This is a genomic window from Flavobacterium soyae (assembly GCF_045348165.1).
Classification (GTDB): domain Bacteria; phylum Bacteroidota; class Bacteroidia; order Flavobacteriales; family Flavobacteriaceae; genus Flavobacterium; species Flavobacterium soyae.
In genome coordinates this window covers 2,935,984-2,956,006 of the sequence record NZ_CP150845.1, presented here as the reverse complement: position 1 = coordinate 2,956,006, position 20,023 = coordinate 2,935,984, and the positions used below count along the sequence as shown (strand labels likewise).

The 20,023-nt window shown below is 33.1% G+C and carries 20 protein-coding genes; 9 read left to right on the top strand and 11 right to left on the bottom strand.

Features of this window, described 5'->3' with window-relative positions; genetic code table 11:
* Positions 1 to 62 precede the first annotated feature (62 nt).
* The 3 genes from AABD74_RS12670 to AABD74_RS12660 form a co-directional block, all read right to left on the bottom strand.
* A complete protein-coding gene (locus AABD74_RS12670; RefSeq protein WP_406843096.1) occupies positions 63 to 755 on the bottom strand; it encodes an aspartate/glutamate racemase family protein in 693 nt (230 codons plus the stop codon).
* A gap of 18 nt (positions 756 to 773) precedes the next feature.
* Positions 774 to 1,010: a hypothetical protein gene (locus tag AABD74_RS12665; protein WP_406843095.1), complete on the bottom strand. Its 237-nt coding sequence runs from the start codon at positions 1,008 to 1,010 to the stop codon at positions 774 to 776.
* Between the two features lie 91 nt (positions 1,011 to 1,101).
* Positions 1,102 to 2,265, bottom strand: coding sequence for a class I SAM-dependent RNA methyltransferase (locus tag AABD74_RS12660; protein ID WP_406843094.1), 1,164 nt, complete (start codon positions 2,263 to 2,265; stop codon positions 1,102 to 1,104).
* Between the two features lie 135 nt (positions 2,266 to 2,400).
* Between AABD74_RS12660 and AABD74_RS12655 the strand changes: the two genes are divergently transcribed.
* Both AABD74_RS12655 and AABD74_RS12650 read left to right on the top strand, forming a co-directional pair.
* Positions 2,401 to 3,165 carry a class I SAM-dependent methyltransferase gene (locus tag AABD74_RS12655; protein WP_406843093.1) on the top strand — a complete coding sequence of 255 codons (765 nt, stop codon included), beginning with the start codon at positions 2,401 to 2,403 and terminating at the stop codon, positions 3,163 to 3,165.
* A gap of 97 nt (positions 3,166 to 3,262) precedes the next feature.
* Entirely contained in the window at positions 3,263 to 3,931 is a 669-nt protein-coding gene (locus AABD74_RS12650) for a ZIP family metal transporter (RefSeq protein WP_053473655.1), read from the top strand.
* Between the two features lie 73 nt (positions 3,932 to 4,004).
* On the opposite strand, the gene AABD74_RS12645 is transcribed toward AABD74_RS12650, so the two are convergent.
* Positions 4,005 to 4,886, bottom strand: coding sequence for an outer membrane beta-barrel family protein (locus tag AABD74_RS12645; RefSeq protein WP_406843092.1), 882 nt, complete (start codon positions 4,884 to 4,886; stop codon positions 4,005 to 4,007).
* 227 nt (positions 4,887 to 5,113) lie between these two features.
* Between AABD74_RS12645 and murQ the strand changes: the two genes are divergently transcribed.
* The 7 genes from murQ to AABD74_RS12610 all read left to right on the top strand — a co-directional run bounded on the left by murQ (position 5,114) and on the right by AABD74_RS12610 (position 10,827).
* Entirely contained in the window at positions 5,114 to 5,926 is an 813-nt protein-coding gene (gene murQ, locus AABD74_RS12640; protein WP_406843091.1) for an N-acetylmuramic acid 6-phosphate etherase, read from the top strand.
* A 174-nt stretch (positions 5,927 to 6,100) separates the two neighbouring features.
* On the top strand, positions 6,101 to 6,322 hold the full coding sequence (locus AABD74_RS12635; protein ID WP_406843090.1) for a DUF6095 family protein: 222 nt from the start codon (positions 6,101 to 6,103) through the stop codon (positions 6,320 to 6,322).
* A 67-nt stretch (positions 6,323 to 6,389) separates the two neighbouring features.
* Positions 6,390 to 6,962 carry a pentapeptide repeat-containing protein gene (locus tag AABD74_RS12630; protein ID WP_232682817.1) on the top strand — a complete coding sequence of 191 codons (573 nt, stop codon included), beginning with the start codon at positions 6,390 to 6,392 and terminating at the stop codon, positions 6,960 to 6,962.
* 101 nt (positions 6,963 to 7,063) lie between these two features.
* Entirely contained in the window at positions 7,064 to 7,639 is a 576-nt protein-coding gene (locus AABD74_RS12625; protein WP_406843089.1) for a DUF1572 family protein, read from the top strand.
* An 86-nt stretch (positions 7,640 to 7,725) separates the two neighbouring features.
* Positions 7,726 to 8,097: a DNA topoisomerase IV gene (locus AABD74_RS12620; protein WP_232682815.1), complete on the top strand. Its 372-nt coding sequence runs from the start codon at positions 7,726 to 7,728 to the stop codon at positions 8,095 to 8,097.
* A gap of 175 nt (positions 8,098 to 8,272) precedes the next feature.
* Positions 8,273 to 10,195: a DUF294 nucleotidyltransferase-like domain-containing protein gene (locus AABD74_RS12615; protein WP_232682814.1), complete on the top strand. Its 1,923-nt coding sequence runs from the start codon at positions 8,273 to 8,275 to the stop codon at positions 10,193 to 10,195.
* Positions 10,196 to 10,197: 2 nt separating this feature from the next.
* Positions 10,198 to 10,827, top strand: a complete 630-nt coding sequence (locus AABD74_RS12610) for a PolC-type DNA polymerase III (RefSeq protein WP_232682812.1) — start codon at positions 10,198 to 10,200, stop codon at positions 10,825 to 10,827.
* Positions 10,828 to 10,839: 12 nt separating this feature from the next.
* On the opposite strand, the gene AABD74_RS12605 is transcribed toward AABD74_RS12610, so the two are convergent.
* The 7 genes from AABD74_RS12605 to AABD74_RS12575 all read right to left on the bottom strand — a co-directional run bounded on the left by AABD74_RS12605 (position 10,840) and on the right by AABD74_RS12575 (position 19,937).
* On the bottom strand, positions 10,840 to 11,169 hold the full coding sequence (locus tag AABD74_RS12605) for a hypothetical protein (protein WP_406843088.1): 330 nt from the start codon (positions 11,167 to 11,169) through the stop codon (positions 10,840 to 10,842).
* Positions 11,170 to 11,327: 158 nt separating this feature from the next.
* Positions 11,328 to 14,048, bottom strand: a complete 2,721-nt coding sequence (locus tag AABD74_RS12600; RefSeq protein WP_406843087.1) for a DNA gyrase/topoisomerase IV subunit A — start codon at positions 14,046 to 14,048, stop codon at positions 11,328 to 11,330.
* Between the two features lie 56 nt (positions 14,049 to 14,104).
* Positions 14,105 to 15,973 carry a DNA topoisomerase IV subunit B gene (locus tag AABD74_RS12595; protein WP_406845640.1) on the bottom strand — a complete coding sequence of 623 codons (1,869 nt, stop codon included), beginning with the start codon at positions 15,971 to 15,973 and terminating at the stop codon, positions 14,105 to 14,107.
* 161 nt (positions 15,974 to 16,134) lie between these two features.
* The gene (gene pncB / locus AABD74_RS12590; RefSeq protein WP_406843086.1) at positions 16,135 to 17,310 is read right to left on the bottom strand and encodes a nicotinate phosphoribosyltransferase; all 1,176 of its coding nucleotides are present in this window, start codon (positions 17,308 to 17,310) and stop codon (positions 16,135 to 16,137) included.
* An 82-nt stretch (positions 17,311 to 17,392) separates the two neighbouring features.
* Entirely contained in the window at positions 17,393 to 18,373 is a 981-nt protein-coding gene (locus AABD74_RS12585; protein WP_406843085.1) for a transglutaminase domain-containing protein, read from the bottom strand.
* Between the two features lie 3 nt (positions 18,374 to 18,376).
* Positions 18,377 to 18,901 (bottom strand): NADPH-dependent FMN reductase, encoded by a 525-nt coding sequence (locus AABD74_RS12580; protein ID WP_406843084.1) that lies wholly within the window; start codon positions 18,899 to 18,901, stop codon positions 18,377 to 18,379.
* Between the two features lie 124 nt (positions 18,902 to 19,025).
* Positions 19,026 to 19,937, bottom strand: a complete 912-nt coding sequence (locus AABD74_RS12575) for a YihY/virulence factor BrkB family protein (protein WP_232682806.1) — start codon at positions 19,935 to 19,937, stop codon at positions 19,026 to 19,028.
* Between the last annotated feature and the right edge of the window lie 86 nt (positions 19,938 to 20,023).

The following is a 20,023-nucleotide window of genomic DNA, read 5'->3' as shown; positions in this document are numbered from 1 at the left end:
GAATTCACGAATCTAATATTTTAAATTCTTGAATTCGTGGCTTTTTTATGCTTATTCTTTTATTAAGACAATTGAAATTCTACAGCCGCTTTTGCATGTATCAATGTTGTATCAAAAATAGGAACCGACAAATCTCCCTCTTTTATTACTAAAGGAATTTCAGTACAGCCTAAAATAATTCCCTCGGCACCATTTTTAATCAGTTCATCAGCGATTTCTATATAACGTTTTTTCGTTTCATCGGTTACAATTCCTCTTCCTAACTCTTCAAAAATCGTATAATGAATAAAATCTTTATCATTTTCGCTGGCAGGAATTATTGCTTTAATGCCTTGTGCAGCCAGTTTATCTTTAAAAAAGTCCAGTTCCATTGTAAACTTAGTTCCCAATAAACCCACTTTTTTCAGCTGCTGTTTTTGAATTTCAACTGCAGTTTCAACAGCAATATGAATAACTGGTAAACCTATCGCTTCCTGAAGTTTATCTGCAATTAAATGCATTGTATTGGCACATAAAACAATGGCTTCTGCCCCGCCCGATTTTAAAAATTCGCAGCCTTTAAAAAGCATTTTAAAAGTAGCATCCCAATCGTTATTGTCATTATTCTTTTTAATATCAGCATAATTAAAAGAATAAACCAAACATTCAGAGAAGTTTAAACCTCCCAGCTTTTCGTTTATTCCCAGATTTATAAGTTTGTAATAATCTGTAGTCGAAACCCAGCTTATACCGCCAATAAGTCCAATTTTCCTCATATTGCTGATTTTAAAAAATTATCCAATAACTCTAATCCCTTTTATAAAAATCCATTTCATAAAAAGTTTTTCGCCGTCTTTTGTTTTAACAGCCTGAAATTTAGGCGCAACAATAGTCGCCGCAACAAACGATGTCATCGGAATCCAGATTCCTGTTAATCCTGTATATTCTGCAATTATAAATCTTCCTAAAATAAATAGAATCGCGAAACTTCCTAATTGGTATAGAAAAGCTCTTACTTGTAGTTTTGTCATTTTTTTTTCTTTTAAGGTTCAAAGTTGCAAAGGCTCAGAGCAACAAAGGTTTTTCTTTGAACCTTTGAACCTCTGAGCCTTTGTACCTAATTTATTCAGAAACCTGAAATTTCGTTCTCTTGCTTCCTTCGTACATTTCGTATTTAACCAAACGTGCTTCAAGGCTTCCGTTAAAAAGTTTGATCTTTCTTGACGGTTTTAATCCAACAAATTTTAAAGCTTCAAGATTTGCTGTGATGAACCAAGCATTTGTTCCCGGATAATTTTTCTTTAAAGTATCACCAATGTTTTTGTAGAATTCTTCCGTATGAATATCCAAACGTTCATCATACGGCGGATTAAATACAATATGCAGTTTTCCTTCTATTTCTTTTTCAGAATCAAAAAAGTTATTGTCTTCAATCGTTACGTAATCTTCAAGATTCGCATTTCTGATATTATCTTTGGCTTTGCTTACTGCACTTGGTGCTTTATCAAAACCTTTTATAGTATAATGAAACTCTTTTGTTTTCTTCATCAAACTGTTCACAATCTGATCAAATAAATCGTTGTCCCAGTCCTTCCATTTTTCAAAAGCAAACTCTTTACGGTTAATGTTTGCCGGAATATTGCAGGCAATCATCGCCGCCTCAGCAAGGAAAGTTCCAGAACCGCACATTGGATCTAAAAAGTGACTTTGTCCTTCCCAGCCTGATAATAATAAAATTCCAGCTGCCAAAACCTCGTTTATAGGCGCAATATTCGTTGCCGTTCTGTAACCACGCTGATGCAATGAATTTCCTGAAGTATCTAATGCAACCGAAACCTGATCTTTATCAATATGAATATTGATTCTTAAATCTGGATATTGTTTATCAATGCTTGGTCTTTGTCCTGTTCTTTCTCTAAACTGATCCACAATTGCATCTTTACATTTTTGAGAAACAAATTCAGAATGGTTAAAATAAGTAGAATGCACTGTAGCATCAATCACAAAAGTCTGGTTGGCATTCAATAATTTAGACCAGTTTATTCCCGAAATTCCTTTATATAGTGCCTGCTCATTATTAGCTCTAAAAGAGTAAATAGGTTTTAGGACTTTTAGCGCCGTTCTAAGCGATAAATTAGCTTTGTACATAAAACCTTTATCCCCTTTAAAACTAACCATTCGCACTCCTTTTTCAACATCCTGAGCCCCAAGCGTACGCAATTCCTGTTCTAATATCTCCTCAAAGCCAAAAAAACATTTGGCAATCATTCTAAAATTTTCTTCCATCTTTATTTTTGTATTAAAAAACAACTCCAATCGCAGGCAGATGCCAACGTTTATTTAGGTATCATCGCGAAATAGTTATTTTTCGGCAAAAATACACTAAATTTGCCGGACTTTATATTAATTGAAATAGAATAAATGTCTGACGCGCCCAACTCATCAACACCAAATCAGGATAGAAATACCGAAAACTGGTTTACATCATGGTTTGATACTCCATATTATCACATCCTGTACAAGGATAGAAACTATAGAGAAGCTCAGATTTTCATGGACAATTTAACGCATTATCTAAATCTTCCCGAAAAAGCAAAAGTGCTTGATCTGGCTTGCGGAAAAGGACGGCATTCTATTTACCTGAATCAATTAGGTTTTAATGTTTTAGGTGCTGATTTATCTGAAAACAGCATTGCCGAAGCCAATAAAAACAGCAACGAGCATCTTCATTTTAAAGTACACGATATGCGTGAACCTTTTGAAGAAAAATTCGATGCTATTTTTAACCTTTTTACTAGTTTTGGCTACTTCGAAAGTGACGATGATAACCTGACAACCCTTAAAGCCATCAAAGAAAGTTTATCTGAATACGGATTCGCCGTTATTGACTTTATGAATGTGAATCAGGTAATTGAAACTTTGGTTCCACAAGAAGTAAAAACCGTTGACGGAATTGATTTTCACATCAAAAGATATGTTGAAGACGGTCATATTTTTAAAGAAATTGATTTTGAAGACCAAGGCAGAAAATTTCATTTTACCGAAAAAGTAAAAGCCCTGACTTTAAAAGATTTTCAGGATTTAATGAATGAAGCCGGAATTTATCTTCTGGATATTTTTGGAGACTACAAACTCAAAAAATTCCATAAAACCGAAAGCGAAAGATTAATCATGATTTTTAAATAGGTTTAATTGGTAAACCGTTTATTTGTTTAACCGTCAAACCGATTAAACAAATACAACGATTAAACGATTAAACAACAAAAAACGATTAAACAACAAAATGAACTATTTACTACCCTTATTTTCTGTACTTTTAGGATATAGTGTGGCTTTGTTTTTAAAACCAACCAACAAAACCAATTTAAAATTACTGCTCGCATTCAGCGGTTCATTTTTGTTATCGTTAACCGTAATGCATCTGCTGCCAGAAGTTTACAGTTCTCACAATCATAAAATTGGTTTGTTTATAATGGTTGGGATTCTGTTTCAGATCGTTTTAGAGTTTTTCTCCAAAGGCGCTGAACACGGACACGTTCACGGGCATGCAAAAATGTCTCAAATTCCGTGGCTTTTATTTATAAGCCTTTGTATTCATGCCTTTTTAGAAGGTTTTCCGGTAAGTCATCATCACGATTTAGCCGTAGGAATTGCGATTCATCATTTGCCAATTGCCGTGATTTTAACGACATTTTTCATTAATGCCGATTTAAACAAAAAAGCCATTTTTGCTTTCATGCTGACTTTTGCCATCATGACGCCGCTTGGAACTGTTGCATCTGAATATCTCCCAATATTAAACGATTATTATACCGAAATAACTGCAATCGTAATTGGTATTTTATTCCATATTTCGTCGACAATTATTTTTGAAAGCAGCGAAGGACATAAATTTAATGTTGCCAAAGTTTCAATGATCGTTCTCGGAATTCTATTAGCATTCTTTTTATAATAAATTAATTAGAAAATGTGTCAATTAGATAATGAGATAATTCTCTAATTGACACATTGTCTAATTATCTGATTTAGTTTCCCGTTCTCTTTTTCTCATCCTGATTTCCAAAAGCGCGTTCTTTTACATTTATTTTCTTGTTTCCAAAATTATAAACCACAGACAAACGAACGAACCTATTACTCTCATTTTGGCTGTAAACTTGTTTTACACCATTTACAACCGAAGTAAAATCTTTTAAATAAGACGTATTAAAAATATCATTTGCCAAAAACGCAATCTGCATTGTTTTATTAAACAAATCCTGTTTAAAACCAATATCAAAACTCGACGCATACCCTATTTCATACAAACCACTTTCAAAAGGCGAACTATAACTAAAATCAATTTGCAGTTTTGTTGTTTTGCCTAAAATGAAAGTATTATTTGTCGAAAAATCAATTTGCAAACTATTTGACGGAGTGGCATTAATATTTTTAATAAACTCTGTTTTTGCACCTAAAAAGTACAATGAATTTTCACTTGACCACCATTCTGCAAAATTCGCCGAATAACTTTCTCCAATGCCGTAATTTAAGCTTTTAAAATAATTCTCACGTGTTACAATTTGTGTATTCGTTTCAGGATTTGAAGTAAACAAAACTCCGTAACCATTTGTAATTACATTTACAAAAACACTTGTTCTTAGGACTTCTTTATAAGAATGAGCAAATTCAAAATTATCACTAAAGGAATGTCTCAAAAACGGATTTCCTTTAGAATAACTATTACTATTAATATAAACCTTAAACGGATTTAATAAGTCAAAACGAGGTCTGTTGATTCTTTTTCCGTAATTTAAACTAAAAGTATTGTTTTCATTTTTCTTATAAGAAGCGTAAACTGTTGGAAACAATTTCAAGTAATTATTTTCTATTTTGACCGTAAATAAAAAAAGGCGAGAGCAAAGACACAAAAATCGAGATTCTGCCAAATCCCTTGTAATAAATCTAATTTATCCATTTAACTTTCATTACTTAACAAGTATAATATTTTAGTTCTTTTAACAAGATTTATAAAGTGGTTTGATCTAAAACAAAATCACCTGAAAAAGTTTTTAAAACTTAGCCGCTTTGCTGTCTAATTTTTTCCCGATTTGCCATAAAAAAGTTTAATTTTGGAGGATAACTATTTCGACAAAAAATGACCTTTACAAAAACAACCGAACAATCTTCAAAATACGAACATTTAGAGAAAATGTCAGTTCACGAACTACTGACTAATATTAACAATGAAGACAAAACTGTTCCTAATGCTGTAGAAAAAGCTATACCGCAAATTGAAGCTTTGGTAGCTCAAGTTGTTGCTAAACTAAAATTAGGCGGCAAAATATTTTATATCGGTGCAGGAACATCTGGACGTTTAGGTGTTGTTGATGCCTCAGAATGTCCTCCTACTTTTGGAGTTCCGTTTGATTTAGTAAACGGAATTATTGCTGGCGGAGACACCGCAATTCGACGTGCAGTAGAAAATGCAGAAGACAATGCAACACAAGCCTGGATTGATTTACAAGCACATAATATTGGTGCAAATGATGTTGTAATAGGAATTGCAGCTTCTGGAACTACTCCGTATGTTATTGGCGGTTTAGAAACTTGTAATCAAAATAATATTTTAACGGGCTGTATTACAAATAATGCGGGAAGTCCGCTGGCGTTGACAGCAAAATTCCCAGTTGAAGTTGTAGTTGGACCAGAATTTGTTACCGGAAGTTCGAGAATGAAAGCCGGAACTGCTCAGAAACTGGTTTTAAACATGATTTCGACCGCAGCGATGATTCAGCTTGGAAAAGTAAAAGGAAACAAAATGGTCGATATGCAGTTGAGTAATATTAAACTGGTTGATCGCGGTGTAAAGATGATTATGGGAGAAATTCCTATTTCGTATGAAGAGGCATCAGATTTATTAAAAAAATACGGCAGCGTTAGGAATGCTGTTGATAATTATAAAGCTTAATTGCTGTAGAATTTTAATGCAAAGATTGCAAAGGTTTTTTCGCAAAGTTCGCAAAGTTTAAATAAAGAAGGCTGAGTTCGCAAAGATGGAATAATACTCTTTGACAAAGTTTTTAACTTGAAACTAAAAAAAAACTTGAAACCTGAAACAAAAAAAGACTTGAAACAAAAATAAATGAGTACAAACAAACGATTATTAGGAAAAGGGATTAAGTATTTAACAGGTGCTCTGCCTTTAATGTTTCTTGGGCCGTCGTTGATTTATAATGCTTTTATGAATCAGCATACTAATTGGCATTATTTAGTTCTTGGAATTGGGATTGTGGCTTGTTTGAGTTCTATGCTTTTGATTTTTTTAGGATTGAGAATCATTATGAAAGCTTTGTTTAATGACTAAAAAATCTTCTAAATAAACCAGTCGGGTTTGATCATCTCTACAATTTTAATCTTTATCCAAACAAAAAATGGAAGAAATAATTCACATTCAAAAAACATTCGAAAAAGTTATTTATATCGATAAAAAAATAAACCATCGGGAGTTTGAGGATTGTGTTTTTAAAAACTGTGATTTTTCGAACAGTAATTTTAATTCTAATAGTTTTCTTGACTGCGAATTTATTGATTGCAATCTCTCCATGACAAGTTTGGCCGGAACTAGTTTAAAAAATGTAACTTTCAAAAACTGTAAACTTCTTGGAATTGCTTTTAATGAATGTGATGATTTTTTATTTCAGGTTCATTTTGAAGAATGTACATTGGATTATGCTATATTTTCAAACAAAAAAATGCCAAAAACCAAGTTTATAAATTCGTCTCTTCGTGAAGTAACTTTTGTTGGAACAAATCTAACAAGTTCTGTTTTTGATGATTGCAATTTAGATGGCGCTATTTTTAATGAAACACAATTAGCAGCAGTCGATTTTAGAACTGCTTACAATTATAAAATCGATCCTGAATTTAATGCCATGCGAAAAGCACAATTTTCGACTCAGGGAATTGTGGGTCTTTTAGATAAATATGATATTAAAATTGTTTAAAAAAGAAGCCACGAATTACACGAATTAAAATTTAAACATTTTCTATGAAAAAATTCGTGGCAATTAGTGAAATTCGTGGCAAAAACAAATAATTCCAGCGTATGAAAATTGATGAATCTTATTTAGAAAGCGTTAAAAAGCAATTTTTATACTATAAAGCATTAGGCGAAAAAGCAATTGAGCAATTAGAGCCAGATCAGCTTTTTATTTCTGTTAATGAAGAGACCAATAGCATTGCAACAATTATAAAACATATTTCAGGTAATATGCTTTCGCGCTGGACAGATTTTTTAACGTCTGACGGTGAAAAGGAATGGAGAAACCGTGACTCTGAGTTTGAAAATGATTTAAAGTCTAAAGATGAAGTTCTCGAAATTTGGAACAAAGGCTGGAATTGTTTAGAAAATGCTTTGAACAGTTTAAAACCTGAGCAGCTTTCAGATATTATTTATATTCGAAATGAAGGTCACACAGTTATTGAAGCCATAAATCGACAGCTGGCACATTATCCTTATCATGTTGGGCAGATTGTTTTTTATGCCAAACAATTAAAAAAGAGCTATTGGGAAAGCTTATCAATTCCGAAGAATAAATCAGGAAATTATAACGCCGAAAAGTTTGCCAAAGAAAAAGAAATCAAGAACTTTACTGATGATGAATTAAAAAGATTGAAATAATAAAAGCCATAAGCTTTAAGCTGTATGCAATAAGCAAAACTGCTTATTACCCAAAGCTTAAGACATATTGCCTAAAGCATAAAAAAATGAAAAAAATACTATTCTTATTTCCGGTACTGGCTTTAGTATCATGTTACAATGCTGAACACAATTGTAAAGATTTTAAAACCGGAAAATTCAAATTTGAGTTTGAAGTAAACGGTGTTAAAAAAACTACTTTTTTTGAGCGTAAAGACAGTATCGAAATTGAAACTTTTGACGGAAAAACTGATACCGCTACAATACGCTGGGTGAGCGACTGCGAATACATTTTACAGAAAAAACATCCAAAAAATATGGCTGAGGAAAAAGCAATCAGCATGAAGATTTTAACAACCGCAAAAGATTCTTATACGTTTGAATTTGGAATGGTAGGCTCTGAAGAAAAACAACGCGGTAAGGTTTTCAAAGTTGAGTAAAAGTTAAAGTCCCATAATTGGGGCTTTTTTTATGGCAAGTTTTGCCACAAAGACACAAAGACGCTAAGTTATAATTTCTTTGTGGCTTTGAGCCTTTGCGGCAAAAACAAATAATTAAAGGTGTTTCTTTTACATTTCTATTTTAAATAGTATTTTAGAACTTTAATTTAACCCAATGAAAAATACCATTTCGCAAAGAGTTGCAGACTTTCTAAAAAATTATCCGCCGTTTAATTTCCTGCATTCAAAGGATCTTGAGAAACTTTCGGAGCAGATTTCTATTGTATATAAAGATAAAGATGCCATTATTTTTGCCGAAAATGATCAAACACACGATTCCTTTTATGTGGTTCACAAAGGTGCGGTAGCATTAAAGAAAAGCACAAAAAATACGGTTCTGGATATGTGCGACGAAGGTGATATTTTTGGATTGCGTCCGCTTTTGGCGCAGGAAAATTATATTATGGAAGCTGTGGCTCATGAAGAAAGTATTCTATATGCTATTCCAATCGCAGTTTTTAAACCTTATGCGCTTGAAAATAGAAATGTTGGTAATTTCCTGATCGAAAGTTATGCATCAAATACCAGAAACCCATATTCAGATATTCATAAAGATAAGTTATATGGAGATGATGATTTACTAAATGAAAACCATCATTCCGGCAATGATTCATTTGACTTAACCCCAATTAAATATTCTAAAAAAATTGTGACCTGCAGTCCGTCAACAACAGTTAAGGAAATTGCCAGGATCATGAATAAGAAAAAAGTAGGCGCTATATTAATCGTGGATGAAATGCTTCCTATTGGTATTTTGACTGATAAAGATCTTCGCAATAAAATTGTTACCGGAGACTTTCCTATAACAACTACTGCCGAAACCATAATGACGAAACCTGTTATAACGTATCCTAAAAAAATGACAGTTACCGAAGCACAAATGGCAATGATGAAAAGTAATATCAGTCATTTATGCCTTACAAAAGACGGCACAGTTAATACCAAAGCGGTTGGGATTTTATCTAAACACGACGTAATGGTGGCTTTAGGAAATAACCCTGCCGTTTTAATTAAAGCTTTGAAAAGAGCAAAAAAAACAAAGGAAATAAAACCTATCAGAAACCGAATTATGCAATTGCTTCAGGGATATTTAGACCAAAATATTCCGATGACCTTAATTGCTAAAATTATAACTGAACTGAATGAAGCCTGCACCACACGTGTTATCGAAATTTGTTTAGAAAAAATGAGCAGTCCGCCGCCTGTTAAGTTTGCATGGCTGGCGCTGGGAAGTCAGGGACGCGGTGAACAAATGCTGCATACCGATCAGGATAATGCGATTGTTTATGAAAATGTATCAGAGGTTTTTAGAGATGAAACACGTATATATTTTTTAAAATTTGCCGGGCTGGTTAACAAAGGGCTTTTTGATATTGGTTATGATTACTGCCCTGCCGAAATGATGGCCTCAAACCCAAAATGGTGCATGTGCCTTGATGATTGGAAAAATCAGGTGCATCATTGGATTACAAATCCGGGAAAAAATGAAGTTTTACTTTCCTTTATTTTCTTTGATTATAGTAAGACTTATGGTGATGCCGAAATAGTTAGTCAATTATCAGATTCAATTTTTGAAAATGTAAAGGCTAATCCTATTTTTTATATGCATTTGGTAAGCGGTGCATTGCAAAGCCCTTCTCCTACCGGATTTTTCAGGCAGTTTTTAGTTGAACAAGATGGTGCAAACAAAGACAATTTTGATATTAAAAGAAGAGCTTTAATGCCTTTAACTGATGCTGCGCGTGTTTTAATTTTATCACATTCTGTTAAATCGATCAGTAACACTGCAGAGCGTTTTGAAAAACTGGCAGAACTAGAACCAAATAATAGAGAGTTATATTTATCGTGTTCTTATTCGTTTAAAGCTTTATTAAAATTTAGAACAAAGCAGGGACTTCTGCATCACGATTCGGGGCAGTTTATTGCTTTGGAATCTCTATCAAAAATGGAAAAGATTAAACTGAAACGTACTTTTAAAACGATTAAAGAACTTCAGGAACTTATTTCGGTACGTTTTAATATTTCAAATTTGGTATAGCGATGGGTTTATTTAATTTTTGGAAAAAAGAAGAAAATCTCTTCGATGAAAATATCACTATCGAAGAAACCCGGTTTGTTGTTCTGGATACTGAAACTACGGGATTCGATTATGAAAATGATCGTATTTTATGTATTGGCGCCCTGATCCTCCAAAACGGAACAATCTCCGTTCAAAATAGTTTTGAAATTTATCTGCAGCAAGATCATTATGATAAATCTACAGCCCAGATTCACGGAATTTTAAGAGATTTTATTATTAAACACCCTTCTGAATTAGAGGCTTTAGAACAATTTTTATCTTTTCTTGGAGATTCTATTATCATTGCACATCATACTATTTTTGATGTTACAATGATTAATAAAGCATTGGAAAGAAATAATTTACCTCAACTTACCAACAAAACTTTAGATACGGCTTATTTGTATAAAAGAACTTTAATTAAATCGCATTTGTTTGAACGAAAAGATCATTATACATTAGACGATCTTGCAGATAAGTTTGATATTTCAAAGAAAGACCGGCATACTGCTTTGGGCGATGCTTATATAACTGCAATAGCGTTTCTGAAAATTGTAAAGAAATTGAGAGACAAAAAAGCAATTAATTTGAATTCTCTGTTTAAGTATTAATTATTTCTGAATCTATTTAGAAAAATCGCTCTCTTTATTATACATATAAAATCTATTATACTTTAAACTTTTCTTTGAAAATTTCCCCAAAGAATCTGGTTTTCTGCATATCCTTTTAGAAGCATAACCTTCTCTTTGCAAAAATATTGTACAAGGTAAATTTGACTTTACTTTCATACTAAAATAACCAGTACTATCTGTTTGAGTGGTATCGTCTTTAATATTTACATACACATTTTTAATTGGTTGTTCTGTATCATAATCATAAACATAACCATTCAATTCATCTTTGCCGGTACAAGAACAAAGTAGTAATATTAAAAAAACCAATTTATTTTTCATTCTTCTTTTTTAATTTGTAATTCTTTTCAAAAACAAATTTAGGCTGGTGAATAGCAATAAGAAGTCTGTCATAAATTATAAAAATATAACTTTAAGGTAATTTATTAAGTTATTGGAATAAAAAACGCTAAGAAATTAATCTTAGCGTTTTTCATTTTTTAGTCTAAAACTAAACCTATCTGGCCATCGTCGTCTAATTCTGTTTCAACAGGATCATCTTCTGATAATTCCGGTTTTTCAGGAATTTCTTCGACCGGTTCTTCATAAGGAAGCGGGTCTAATAAATTTACCTGCTTTAATTTATCTGTAGTTAATTGATTTCCTAAAGCTTTAAAACCTTTTACGGCTATAAAATCTTCAACATCAATATGCAAATCTTCTTTTTGAACTCCTTTTACTTTCGCAAAAACTAATTGTGCCACCGGACGATAATCTGTAGATACAATTTCTAACTGTGAATTTGGATGGTCTGTAATAAAGCTTTCTTCTTTACCTTCATTTTCAACAAGGAAACGTTTCAGGAAATAGCGCTCTTTTTCTCCATCATAATAAATAGCCGAAATTGGTTTTTTAGGTTTCCATTTCTCCAAAACAATCATATCTTCTTCAAAATGAGTCGATAATTCAGGAATAATCACTTTTAATTTACCTGTCTGGCTTATAACTAAGATTTTATCGCTTGGTTTAAATTCACCTAACAATTCACCTCTGGCATCAACATTTAAACGTTTTACAGTATCATCAAACCAAACTTTTCTTGGCAGTAAAGTCGAAATTCCTTTTTCTTTTAATTCAATTTTCTTGATTGGATATTTCGTTACCAAATTTCCTTTTGATGCACGTCCTTTAATCGCTAATTTGGCAAAATCAATATCAAATTTTAATTTTTTGATAGTTCCAACCTGACGTAGTAATATGGTTACGACCTCAGCTTCTCCGTTTGGATTATGTGAAAAATAAACAACCTGCGAACCATTAGTTCCGTTTGTTAAATCATAAGCTTTATCACGCGTTACTCCAGTAACGTTGAAACGTTTTATATACGAAGGTCCTGATTTACCATCACGATACATCATATTATAAATAGTACGCTTATCACTCTTATCAAAAACAGCAACGTGTATAATATCTTTTCCTATAAAAGTTTTGGCATCGACTTTTGTAATCATCATTTTACCGTCGCGTAAAAACACAATTACATCATCAATATCAGAACAATCAGCTACGTATTCGTCTTTCTTTAAGCTGGTTCCAACGAAACCTTCTTCTCTGTTTACAAATAGTTTTGTGTTACGCAAAACTACTTTTGTAGCCTCAACATTATCAAAAACACGAAGTTCAGTCTGGCGTTCACGGCCTTTTCCGTATTTCTCTTTTAATTTGGTAAAGTATGCAACTGCAAAATCTGTTAAATGCTCCAGATTATACTCAACCTCTTTCATTTCCTCTTCTAACCTTGAAATCAATTCATCGGCTTTATCAGAGTCGAAACGAGTAATACGAATCATTGGGATTTGAGTTAAACGTTGTAAATCATCGTCGGTGATTTCTCTGACAAATGATTTTTTGAAAGGCTCAAAACGATCGTATAAGTATTTGTAAAGCGATTCTCTGTCTCCATACAATTTGAAATCAATATACATTTCTTCACGAATGAATATTTTTTCTAAAGTAGAGAAATGCCACTTATTTTTTAATTCTTCTAAATGAATTTCTAATTCCTGACGAAGTAAATCAACCGTTCTGTGTGTCGAAATTTTCAACATTTCAGAAACCCCAATAAACAACGGCTTATTATCTTCAATAACACATCCTAAAGGCGCAACAGATGTTTCGCAGGCTGTAAAAGCAAACAAAGCATCGATTGTTTTATCTGGTGAAACGCCCGGAAAAAGATGAATTAAAATCTCAACATCGGCAGCAGTATTGTCTTCAATTTTCTTGATTTTGATTTTACCTTTATCATTGGCTTTCAAAATACTGTCAATTAAAGTCGATGTATTGGTCGAAAACGGAATCTGTGTAATTACCAGTGTATTTTTGTCTAATTGCGAAATTTTAGCACGTACACGTACACGTCCGCCACGCATTCCGTCATTATAATTCGAAACGTCAGCAATACCTGCGGTCATAAAATCAGGATAAAGCGTAAAAGCTTTTCCTTTTAAAATCTTGATCGAAGCATCAATTAATTCATTGAAATTATGAGGAAGTACTTTTGTAGAAAGTCCCACCGCAATACCTTCTGCTCCCTGTGCCAAAAGTAATGGGAATTTTACCGGAAGATTATTTGGTTCTGCACGACGACCATCATACGAAACACCCCAATCTGTAATTTTTGGAGAATACAAAACCTCCAAAGCAAATTTAGATAAACGTGCCTCAATGTAACGCGAAGCTGCTGCTCCGTCGCCCGTTAAAATATTTCCCCAGTTTCCCTGACAGTCAATTAATAAATCTTTTTGACCAATCTGCACCATGGCATCACCAATACTCGCATCTCCATGTGGGTGATACTGCATGGTGTGACCTACAACATTGGCAACTTTGTTATAACGACCATCATCCAGCTCTTTTAAAGAGTGCATAATACGACGCTGAACAGGTTTGAATCCGTCCTCGATAGCAGGAACTGCACGTTCCAAAATTACGTACGAAGCATAATCCAAAAACCAATCTTTATACATTCCGGTTACTTTGGTAATAACGTCTTCGCCTTCTTCTTCCTGATTTTCGTAAAAATGCTGTCCTTCAAAATGTTTAGCATCTACGTTGATAATATCCTCGTCATCTCCATCCTGATTATCATCCATCAGGTTTTCATCTTGATTATTTTCGTCGTCGTTTGGAATTATGTTATCCTCTTCTTCGTCTTTCATATATTTTGTTCAGTATAACTACTAAAAAATTCTTCTATAATTCTTTTTATTATCTTTTAAACCTCCTCAAGCTCATCAATTTCAACCTTCAAATTCTTGATAATAAACTCCTGTCTGTCCGGTGTATTTTTCCCCATGTAGAAAGATAATAACTGTTCAATTGAAGTATGTTTATCCATCATAACCGGATCAAGGCGGATCGTGTCTCCAATAAAGTTTTTAAACTCATCTGGCGAAATCTCTCCCAAACCTTTAAATCGGGTGATTTCCGGTTTTGGTTTTAGTTTTTCGATAGCGTCTTTTCTTTCTTCTTCAGAATAGCAATAAATCGTTTCTTTTTTGTTTCGAACCCTAAAAAGTGGTGTCTGCAAAATATACAAATGTCCTTCTTTGATTAATTCAGGAAAAAACTGCAAAAAGAAAGTTATTAAAAGCAAACGAATGTGCATTCCGTCGACATCGGCATCGGTTGCGATTACGATGTTGTTGTAGCGTAATTTTTCTAATCCATCTTCGATATCAAGCGCTGCTTGCAGTAAATTGAACTCTTCGTTTTCATACACAATTTTTTTAGTCATTCCGTATGAATTCAAAGGCTTACCACGCAAACTGAAAACGGCTTGTGTATTTACGTCACGCGACTTTGTAATTGATCCGGAAGCCGAATCTCCCTCAGTAATAAAAAGCGTGCTTTCTAAGTTTCTTGGATTTTTGGTATCTGGAAGATGCGCACGGCAGTCTCTTAATTTTTTATTGTGAAGATTAGCTTTTTTAGCACGATCTGTCGCCAGTTTTCTAATTCCTGATAATTCTTTTCGCTCGCGTTCGGCTTGAAGAATTTTACGCAGTAAAGCCTCTGCAGTTGTTGGATTTTTATGCAGGTAATTGTCTAATTTCGTTTTGATAAAATCGTTAACGAAAGTACGAACAGAAACCGCTGGCGTTCCGTCATCAGAACCCATATCTGTAGAACCTAATTTTGTTTTGGTCTGAGACTCAAAAACGGGTTCCATAACTTTAATACTAATTGCACTTACAATAGATTTACGAACATCTGATGCTTCGAAATTCTTATTGTAAAACTCACGAATCGTTTTTACAACTGCTTCACGATAGGCCGCTAAGTGCGTTCCTCCTTGTGTTGTGTTCTGACCATTCACAAAAGAGTGATATTCTTCACTGTACTGCGTTTTACTATGCGTAAGCGCAACCTCGATATCATGCTCTTTTAAGTGGATAATTGGATATTCTAAATCTTCTTCACTGATTGTTTCTTCTAATAAATCACGAAGTCCATTTTCTGAATAGTATTTTTCTCCGTTAAAAATAATAGTCAAACCATTGTTTAGATAACAATAGTTTTTAACCATTTTAATAACGTATTCTAAACGGAATTTATAGTTTTTGAAAATCGTTTCGTCTGGCGTAAAAGTTACTTTTGTTCCTTTTCTCTTTGTGGTTTCGATTATATCTTCTTCAAGAACTAAATTTCCGGCAGAAAACTCTGCTCCTTTTTGTTTATCATCACGAACAGATTCAACACGGAAATAATTTGAAAGCGCATTTACCGCTTTTGTTCCGACACCGTTCAAACCAACTGATTTCTGGAAAGCTTTAGAATCGTATTTTCCACCCGTATTCATTTTCGAAACTACATCGACCACTTTTCCCAACGGGATTCCACGTCCGTAATCACGAACAGAAACCGTTTTATCTTTTATCGTTACCTCAATAGTTTTTCCTGAGCCCATTACGAACTCATCTATACAGTTATCTAAAACCTCTTTTAAAAGGATGTAAATACCATCATCCGGCGAAGATCCGTCTCCCAATTTTCCGATATACATCCCGGGACGCATACGGATATGTTCTTTCCAGTCGAGTGATCGAATATTATCTTCGGTATATTGATTTTGCTCTAGCATAAGGTGAATTGGATTTTTGGCTAATGTACCATTTCTCTGCAAAAAATGAAAGTGTATCATTTTAAAGTTATCAATAAAATAGGTTTAAATTCTATTTAAATTGATTATAAAATAATACAAGGACTAAAAATATAAAAAAGAAGCGATGAAACAAAAAAATACTATTTTATTCCGAGTACTTCTTTTGCCAAAGCAATCATTTCGGGCGTTCCCGTATTTTTGTTTTTTTCGTCAGAAAGTTTAACTACACCCTGCCAATGTATATTATCGGGTTTTGTATCGGTTAATTTTATCACCATATTCATTGCCGGAAGTCCAACATCGTTGGTGAAATTTGTTCCAATTCCGAACAACATTTTTATTTTATCCCGGCAGAAATCAGCTATTGTTTTTACTTTATCAAAATTTAGCGAGTCTGAAAAAACAATAACTTTAGATTTTGGGTCAATTCCCATTTTGGTATAATGCAAAATTACCTTTTTTGCAAACTCAATAGGATCGCCGCTGTCATGCCGAACGCCGTCAAAAAGTTTGGAGTATTTTTTATCAAACTGATTGAAAAATATTTCTGTAGTATATGTGTCTGTTAAAGCAATTCCAAGGTCGCCTCCATAAACTTGTGTCCAATGCTCAAGACTTATCGAATTGGCCATTTTAAAGCCGTACTGCGCAGCATGAAACATAAACCATTCATGTGCGTGAGTACCTAACGGACGTTTATTATTGACCATTGCAAAATGCACATTGCTGGTTCCTATAAAACTTTGTCCGCCAAAAATCCCTAAAGTTTCGTTTACTAAACTATGAACATCATAAGAATGGCGCCGTCTTGTACCAAATTCCAAAATAGAAACTCCTAATTTATTATAATTATCAATTTTATCTTTCGTCAGGCTTTTTATGGCTTCATCATTTAAACAAATTAAATGGTTTGATTTATAAAAAAGCTCCGAAATTAAAGCCATAAGCGGAACTTCCCATAAAATAGTCCGGTACCAAAAACCTTCAACAGTAACTTTAATATCCGAGCCTTCCTGACTAATCTGTACTTCTGACGGATCGAAGCTGTATCCCTGCAGAAAATCTAAATAAGTCGGATCAAGATAGGGACAGTAATGTGACAGATAATTTTTTTCTTCTTTGGTTAAACGAAGGTCGGCCAGTTCATCTACAGAACGGCGAAGTAAATCTGCAAAACCATCCGGAAATACGTGTTTTCCACGATTTATAAATCCGTATCGAACCTTTGCCTTTGGAAAAAGCCTTATTACAGCATGCTGCATTGTAAATTTATAGAAATCATTATCTAAGATCGATTTCAAAAAAGTTGTTTCCATGGCATATTAATTCAAGTCCTGAATTGCTAAGATACGGCAATTCAATAAAAGAAGAAAACTCAATCGATAAACAATATTGACTTTATCTCGGAATAACTTTAAAAGAAACAATACTATTTGTGTTTACAAAAATTGTAATATAATCACCAATATTATTGTCGTAAAGGATTTGAAATTCTAAACCGCCTCTTTTTTCTTTTGCATTTTTAATAAGAACAGGCTGATTTCTTTTATTTAAATAAAAAACCTGATCTGATTTCGTCAGATTTTTAATTTCAACATTTATTTTATCTCCATATTTAGCTTCTATTATTCCCGAATTTGGAGATTTAATTTTAAAATCGTTCTCGATTGTTTTGTTGTAAATTAAAGGTCCGTTAAGAAAATCATCCTTGTTTAATTTATCTCCTAAATAAGAACCTGAATCCGGAAAATGTTTAGCGAAGAAATAATCCGGATCTGTATCAAAGTAAATTGATGAAAAATCAGTTACCATTCGACCCTTACTGCTGTCAAAATATCCCTGTCCCCAGGTTACATCAATTAGACGCCATTTTCTATCAATTAAAACAATATTCCATGCATGATTTGAAGAAGTGTTTTTTCGGCCAATATCTCTTACTGAAATTTTAGAATCGCCTCTAATTATCTCACATTTTAAACCTGACAATTCTGCCAAATGCTGGTACAAAGCAGTAAAACCTTCGCAGACCGCTTTTTTAGAACTAAAAGCTTTTTGGTATAATCTATCATTCAGTTCTTTGATTTTTCTTTGTTTTTCGGCTTCAGTCGAATAAGAAAAGCCCTGCGTCCTCTGCGGATTCAAAAAAGCATTATAATCATATCTAATATTAAAAGCAATCCAGCTGTAAATGGCTCTCGCTTTATCAATATCAGATTTGAAATCCTGATTGATTCTTTCTGCTAACTTTTCTGTCGTACTAAAATTTTTGGGATATTTTAAAACGATTTTATCAACCTCATTATATTTCTGTGCAAATGTTGAACAGGCAAAAATGATATTCAACAAAAGGAATATAAAACCAGTCTTTCTTGTTTTCATTGATTAAAAGCTTGATTTTATAATATTTTTCAATTCCTGATCTAGTTCTGGATTTGAAATTTTATTTTGTTCTAAGTCAAAATTTGTGTTAAAAGACGGCAGCGAAAAAGATCCTTTGATCTCGCCCCCATAACGTGGAAAAAGATTTTGAGCGATTCCTAAAACTGATGCCCCTCCTCTTCCTCCCGGAGATGTTGCCAATAACAGCATTGGTTTATGCTGGAAAATATCTTTTACAATTCTGGAGCTCCAGTCAAAAACATTTTTGAAAGCAACAGAATAGTTTCCGTTATTTTCTGCCATTGAAATGACCAAAATATCAGCTTCACCAATTTTACTTAAAAAAGCTTTTGCGATTTCATGCTGACCTATTTCTTTCTCAACATCAACGCTGAATAACGGCATGGCATAATCGTTTAAGTCTAAAACTTCAACTTCGGCATTCTCAAACAAACTTGCTGCATAAGCTGCTAAACGCTTATTAATCGACTGCTGGCTGTTACTTCCTCCAAAGGCTATAATTTTCATATTGTGGTATTTGTTTTTGTTTTTGAAACCATATAAGTTATATAAGGTAATTTTAGTTTCTCTTTGATTAACACAAAGTATTTTTAAATAAACTTATATAACTTATATGGTTTCAAATTTATTTCTATTCAATTTCAAAAATCTTCTTTTTTATTTCTACCGAATAATCATTGGGAGAAATCTGACCTCCGTATGATTTTGCATAAACTTTAGTAAATTCTGCACCAAAATATAAAATTATGGCCGAATAATAAACCCAGACTAATATTATAATTACTGAGCCTGCGGCCCCATAAATACTTGCAATGGTAGAATTCCCTAAATAAACTCCAATAGCAAATTTACCAATCATAAATAAAATTGCGGTACAGGATGATCCAATAAAAGCATCTTTCCATTTTATAATTCCGTCTGGTAAAGTTCGGAATATAATAGCAAACAGCAATGTTATACTCGAAAAAACAATAATCAAATTTATCACGTAAAAAAGATATATAGTTGTGTCTGGAAAATACAATTTTAAGCGCGCATTTAAGACATCAAGTGTTGCATTGAGCATTAAACTGACCAACATTAAAAACCCGACAGAAACGATCATTGAAAATGACATTATTCTATTTTGAATAAACTTTTTTAAACCCTTATTTGGTTTTGCACGCAATCCCCATATATAATTTATAGAACTCTGAATTTCTGCAAAAACTCCCGAAGCCCCAATTAAAAGCATAATAACACCAAAAACAGTTACAAAAACATTACTATCAGATAATTGTACATTTTTTATAGCTTCCTGAATCTGCACGGCTGCATTATTTCCAACCAATCTGTTTATTTGTCCGTACAATTGTCCGGTTACAGCTTCTTCTCCAAAAAAGAATCCGCAAATTGTAATAATGATAATTAATAACGGAGGTAATGCAAAAATGGTATAATAGGATAATGCAGCACTTAATTTGATGGCATTATCATCATTAAATTCCGTAAATGTATTTTTTAGCAAATACCATGATTTCGAAATGATATTTTGATTTTTCATCTCCTGAGTTTTTGATACTCTCAAATTTACGCAATAATGAAAAATTTTGGATTCTTGCTTTTTAATCGAATTTTACATTTTTTCCA

Bases quoted from the DNA above. Each gene is read 5' to 3' on its own strand.
- AABD74_RS12670 (WP_406843096.1), bottom strand. From the start codon at position 755: ATGAGGAAAATTGGACTTATTGGCGGTATAAGCTGGGTTTCGACTACA.
- AABD74_RS12665 (WP_406843095.1), bottom strand. From the start codon at position 1,010: ATGACAAAACTACAAGTAAGAGCTTTTCTATACCAATTAGGAAGTTTC.
- AABD74_RS12660 (WP_406843094.1), bottom strand. From the start codon at position 2,265: ATGGAAGAAAATTTTAGAATGATTGCCAAATGTTTTTTTGGCTTTGAG.
- AABD74_RS12655 (WP_406843093.1), top strand. From the start codon at position 2,401: ATGTCTGACGCGCCCAACTCATCAACACCAAATCAGGATAGAAATACC.
- AABD74_RS12650 (WP_053473655.1), top strand. From the start codon at position 3,263: ATGAACTATTTACTACCCTTATTTTCTGTACTTTTAGGATATAGTGTG.
- murQ (WP_406843091.1), top strand. From the start codon at position 5,114: ATGACCTTTACAAAAACAACCGAACAATCTTCAAAATACGAACATTTA.
- AABD74_RS12635 (WP_406843090.1), top strand. From the start codon at position 6,101: ATGAGTACAAACAAACGATTATTAGGAAAAGGGATTAAGTATTTAACA.
- AABD74_RS12630 (WP_232682817.1), top strand. From the start codon at position 6,390: ATGGAAGAAATAATTCACATTCAAAAAACATTCGAAAAAGTTATTTAT.
- AABD74_RS12625 (WP_406843089.1), top strand. From the start codon at position 7,064: ATGAAAATTGATGAATCTTATTTAGAAAGCGTTAAAAAGCAATTTTTA.
- AABD74_RS12620 (WP_232682815.1), top strand. From the start codon at position 7,726: ATGAAAAAAATACTATTCTTATTTCCGGTACTGGCTTTAGTATCATGT.
- AABD74_RS12615 (WP_232682814.1), top strand. From the start codon at position 8,273: ATGAAAAATACCATTTCGCAAAGAGTTGCAGACTTTCTAAAAAATTAT.
- AABD74_RS12610 (WP_232682812.1), top strand. From the start codon at position 10,198: ATGGGTTTATTTAATTTTTGGAAAAAAGAAGAAAATCTCTTCGATGAA.
- AABD74_RS12605 (WP_406843088.1), bottom strand. From the start codon at position 11,169: ATGAAAAATAAATTGGTTTTTTTAATATTACTACTTTGTTCTTGTACC.
- AABD74_RS12600 (WP_406843087.1), bottom strand. From the start codon at position 14,048: ATGAAAGACGAAGAAGAGGATAACATAATTCCAAACGACGACGAAAAT.
- AABD74_RS12595 (WP_406845640.1), bottom strand. From the start codon at position 15,973: ATGCTAGAGCAAAATCAATATACCGAAGATAATATTCGATCACTCGAC.
- pncB (WP_406843086.1), bottom strand. From the start codon at position 17,310: ATGGAAACAACTTTTTTGAAATCGATCTTAGATAATGATTTCTATAAA.
- AABD74_RS12585 (WP_406843085.1), bottom strand. From the start codon at position 18,373: ATGAAAACAAGAAAGACTGGTTTTATATTCCTTTTGTTGAATATCATT.
- AABD74_RS12580 (WP_406843084.1), bottom strand. From the start codon at position 18,901: ATGAAAATTATAGCCTTTGGAGGAAGTAACAGCCAGCAGTCGATTAAT.
- AABD74_RS12575 (WP_232682806.1), bottom strand. From the start codon at position 19,937: ATGAAAAATCAAAATATCATTTCGAAATCATGGTATTTGCTAAAAAAT.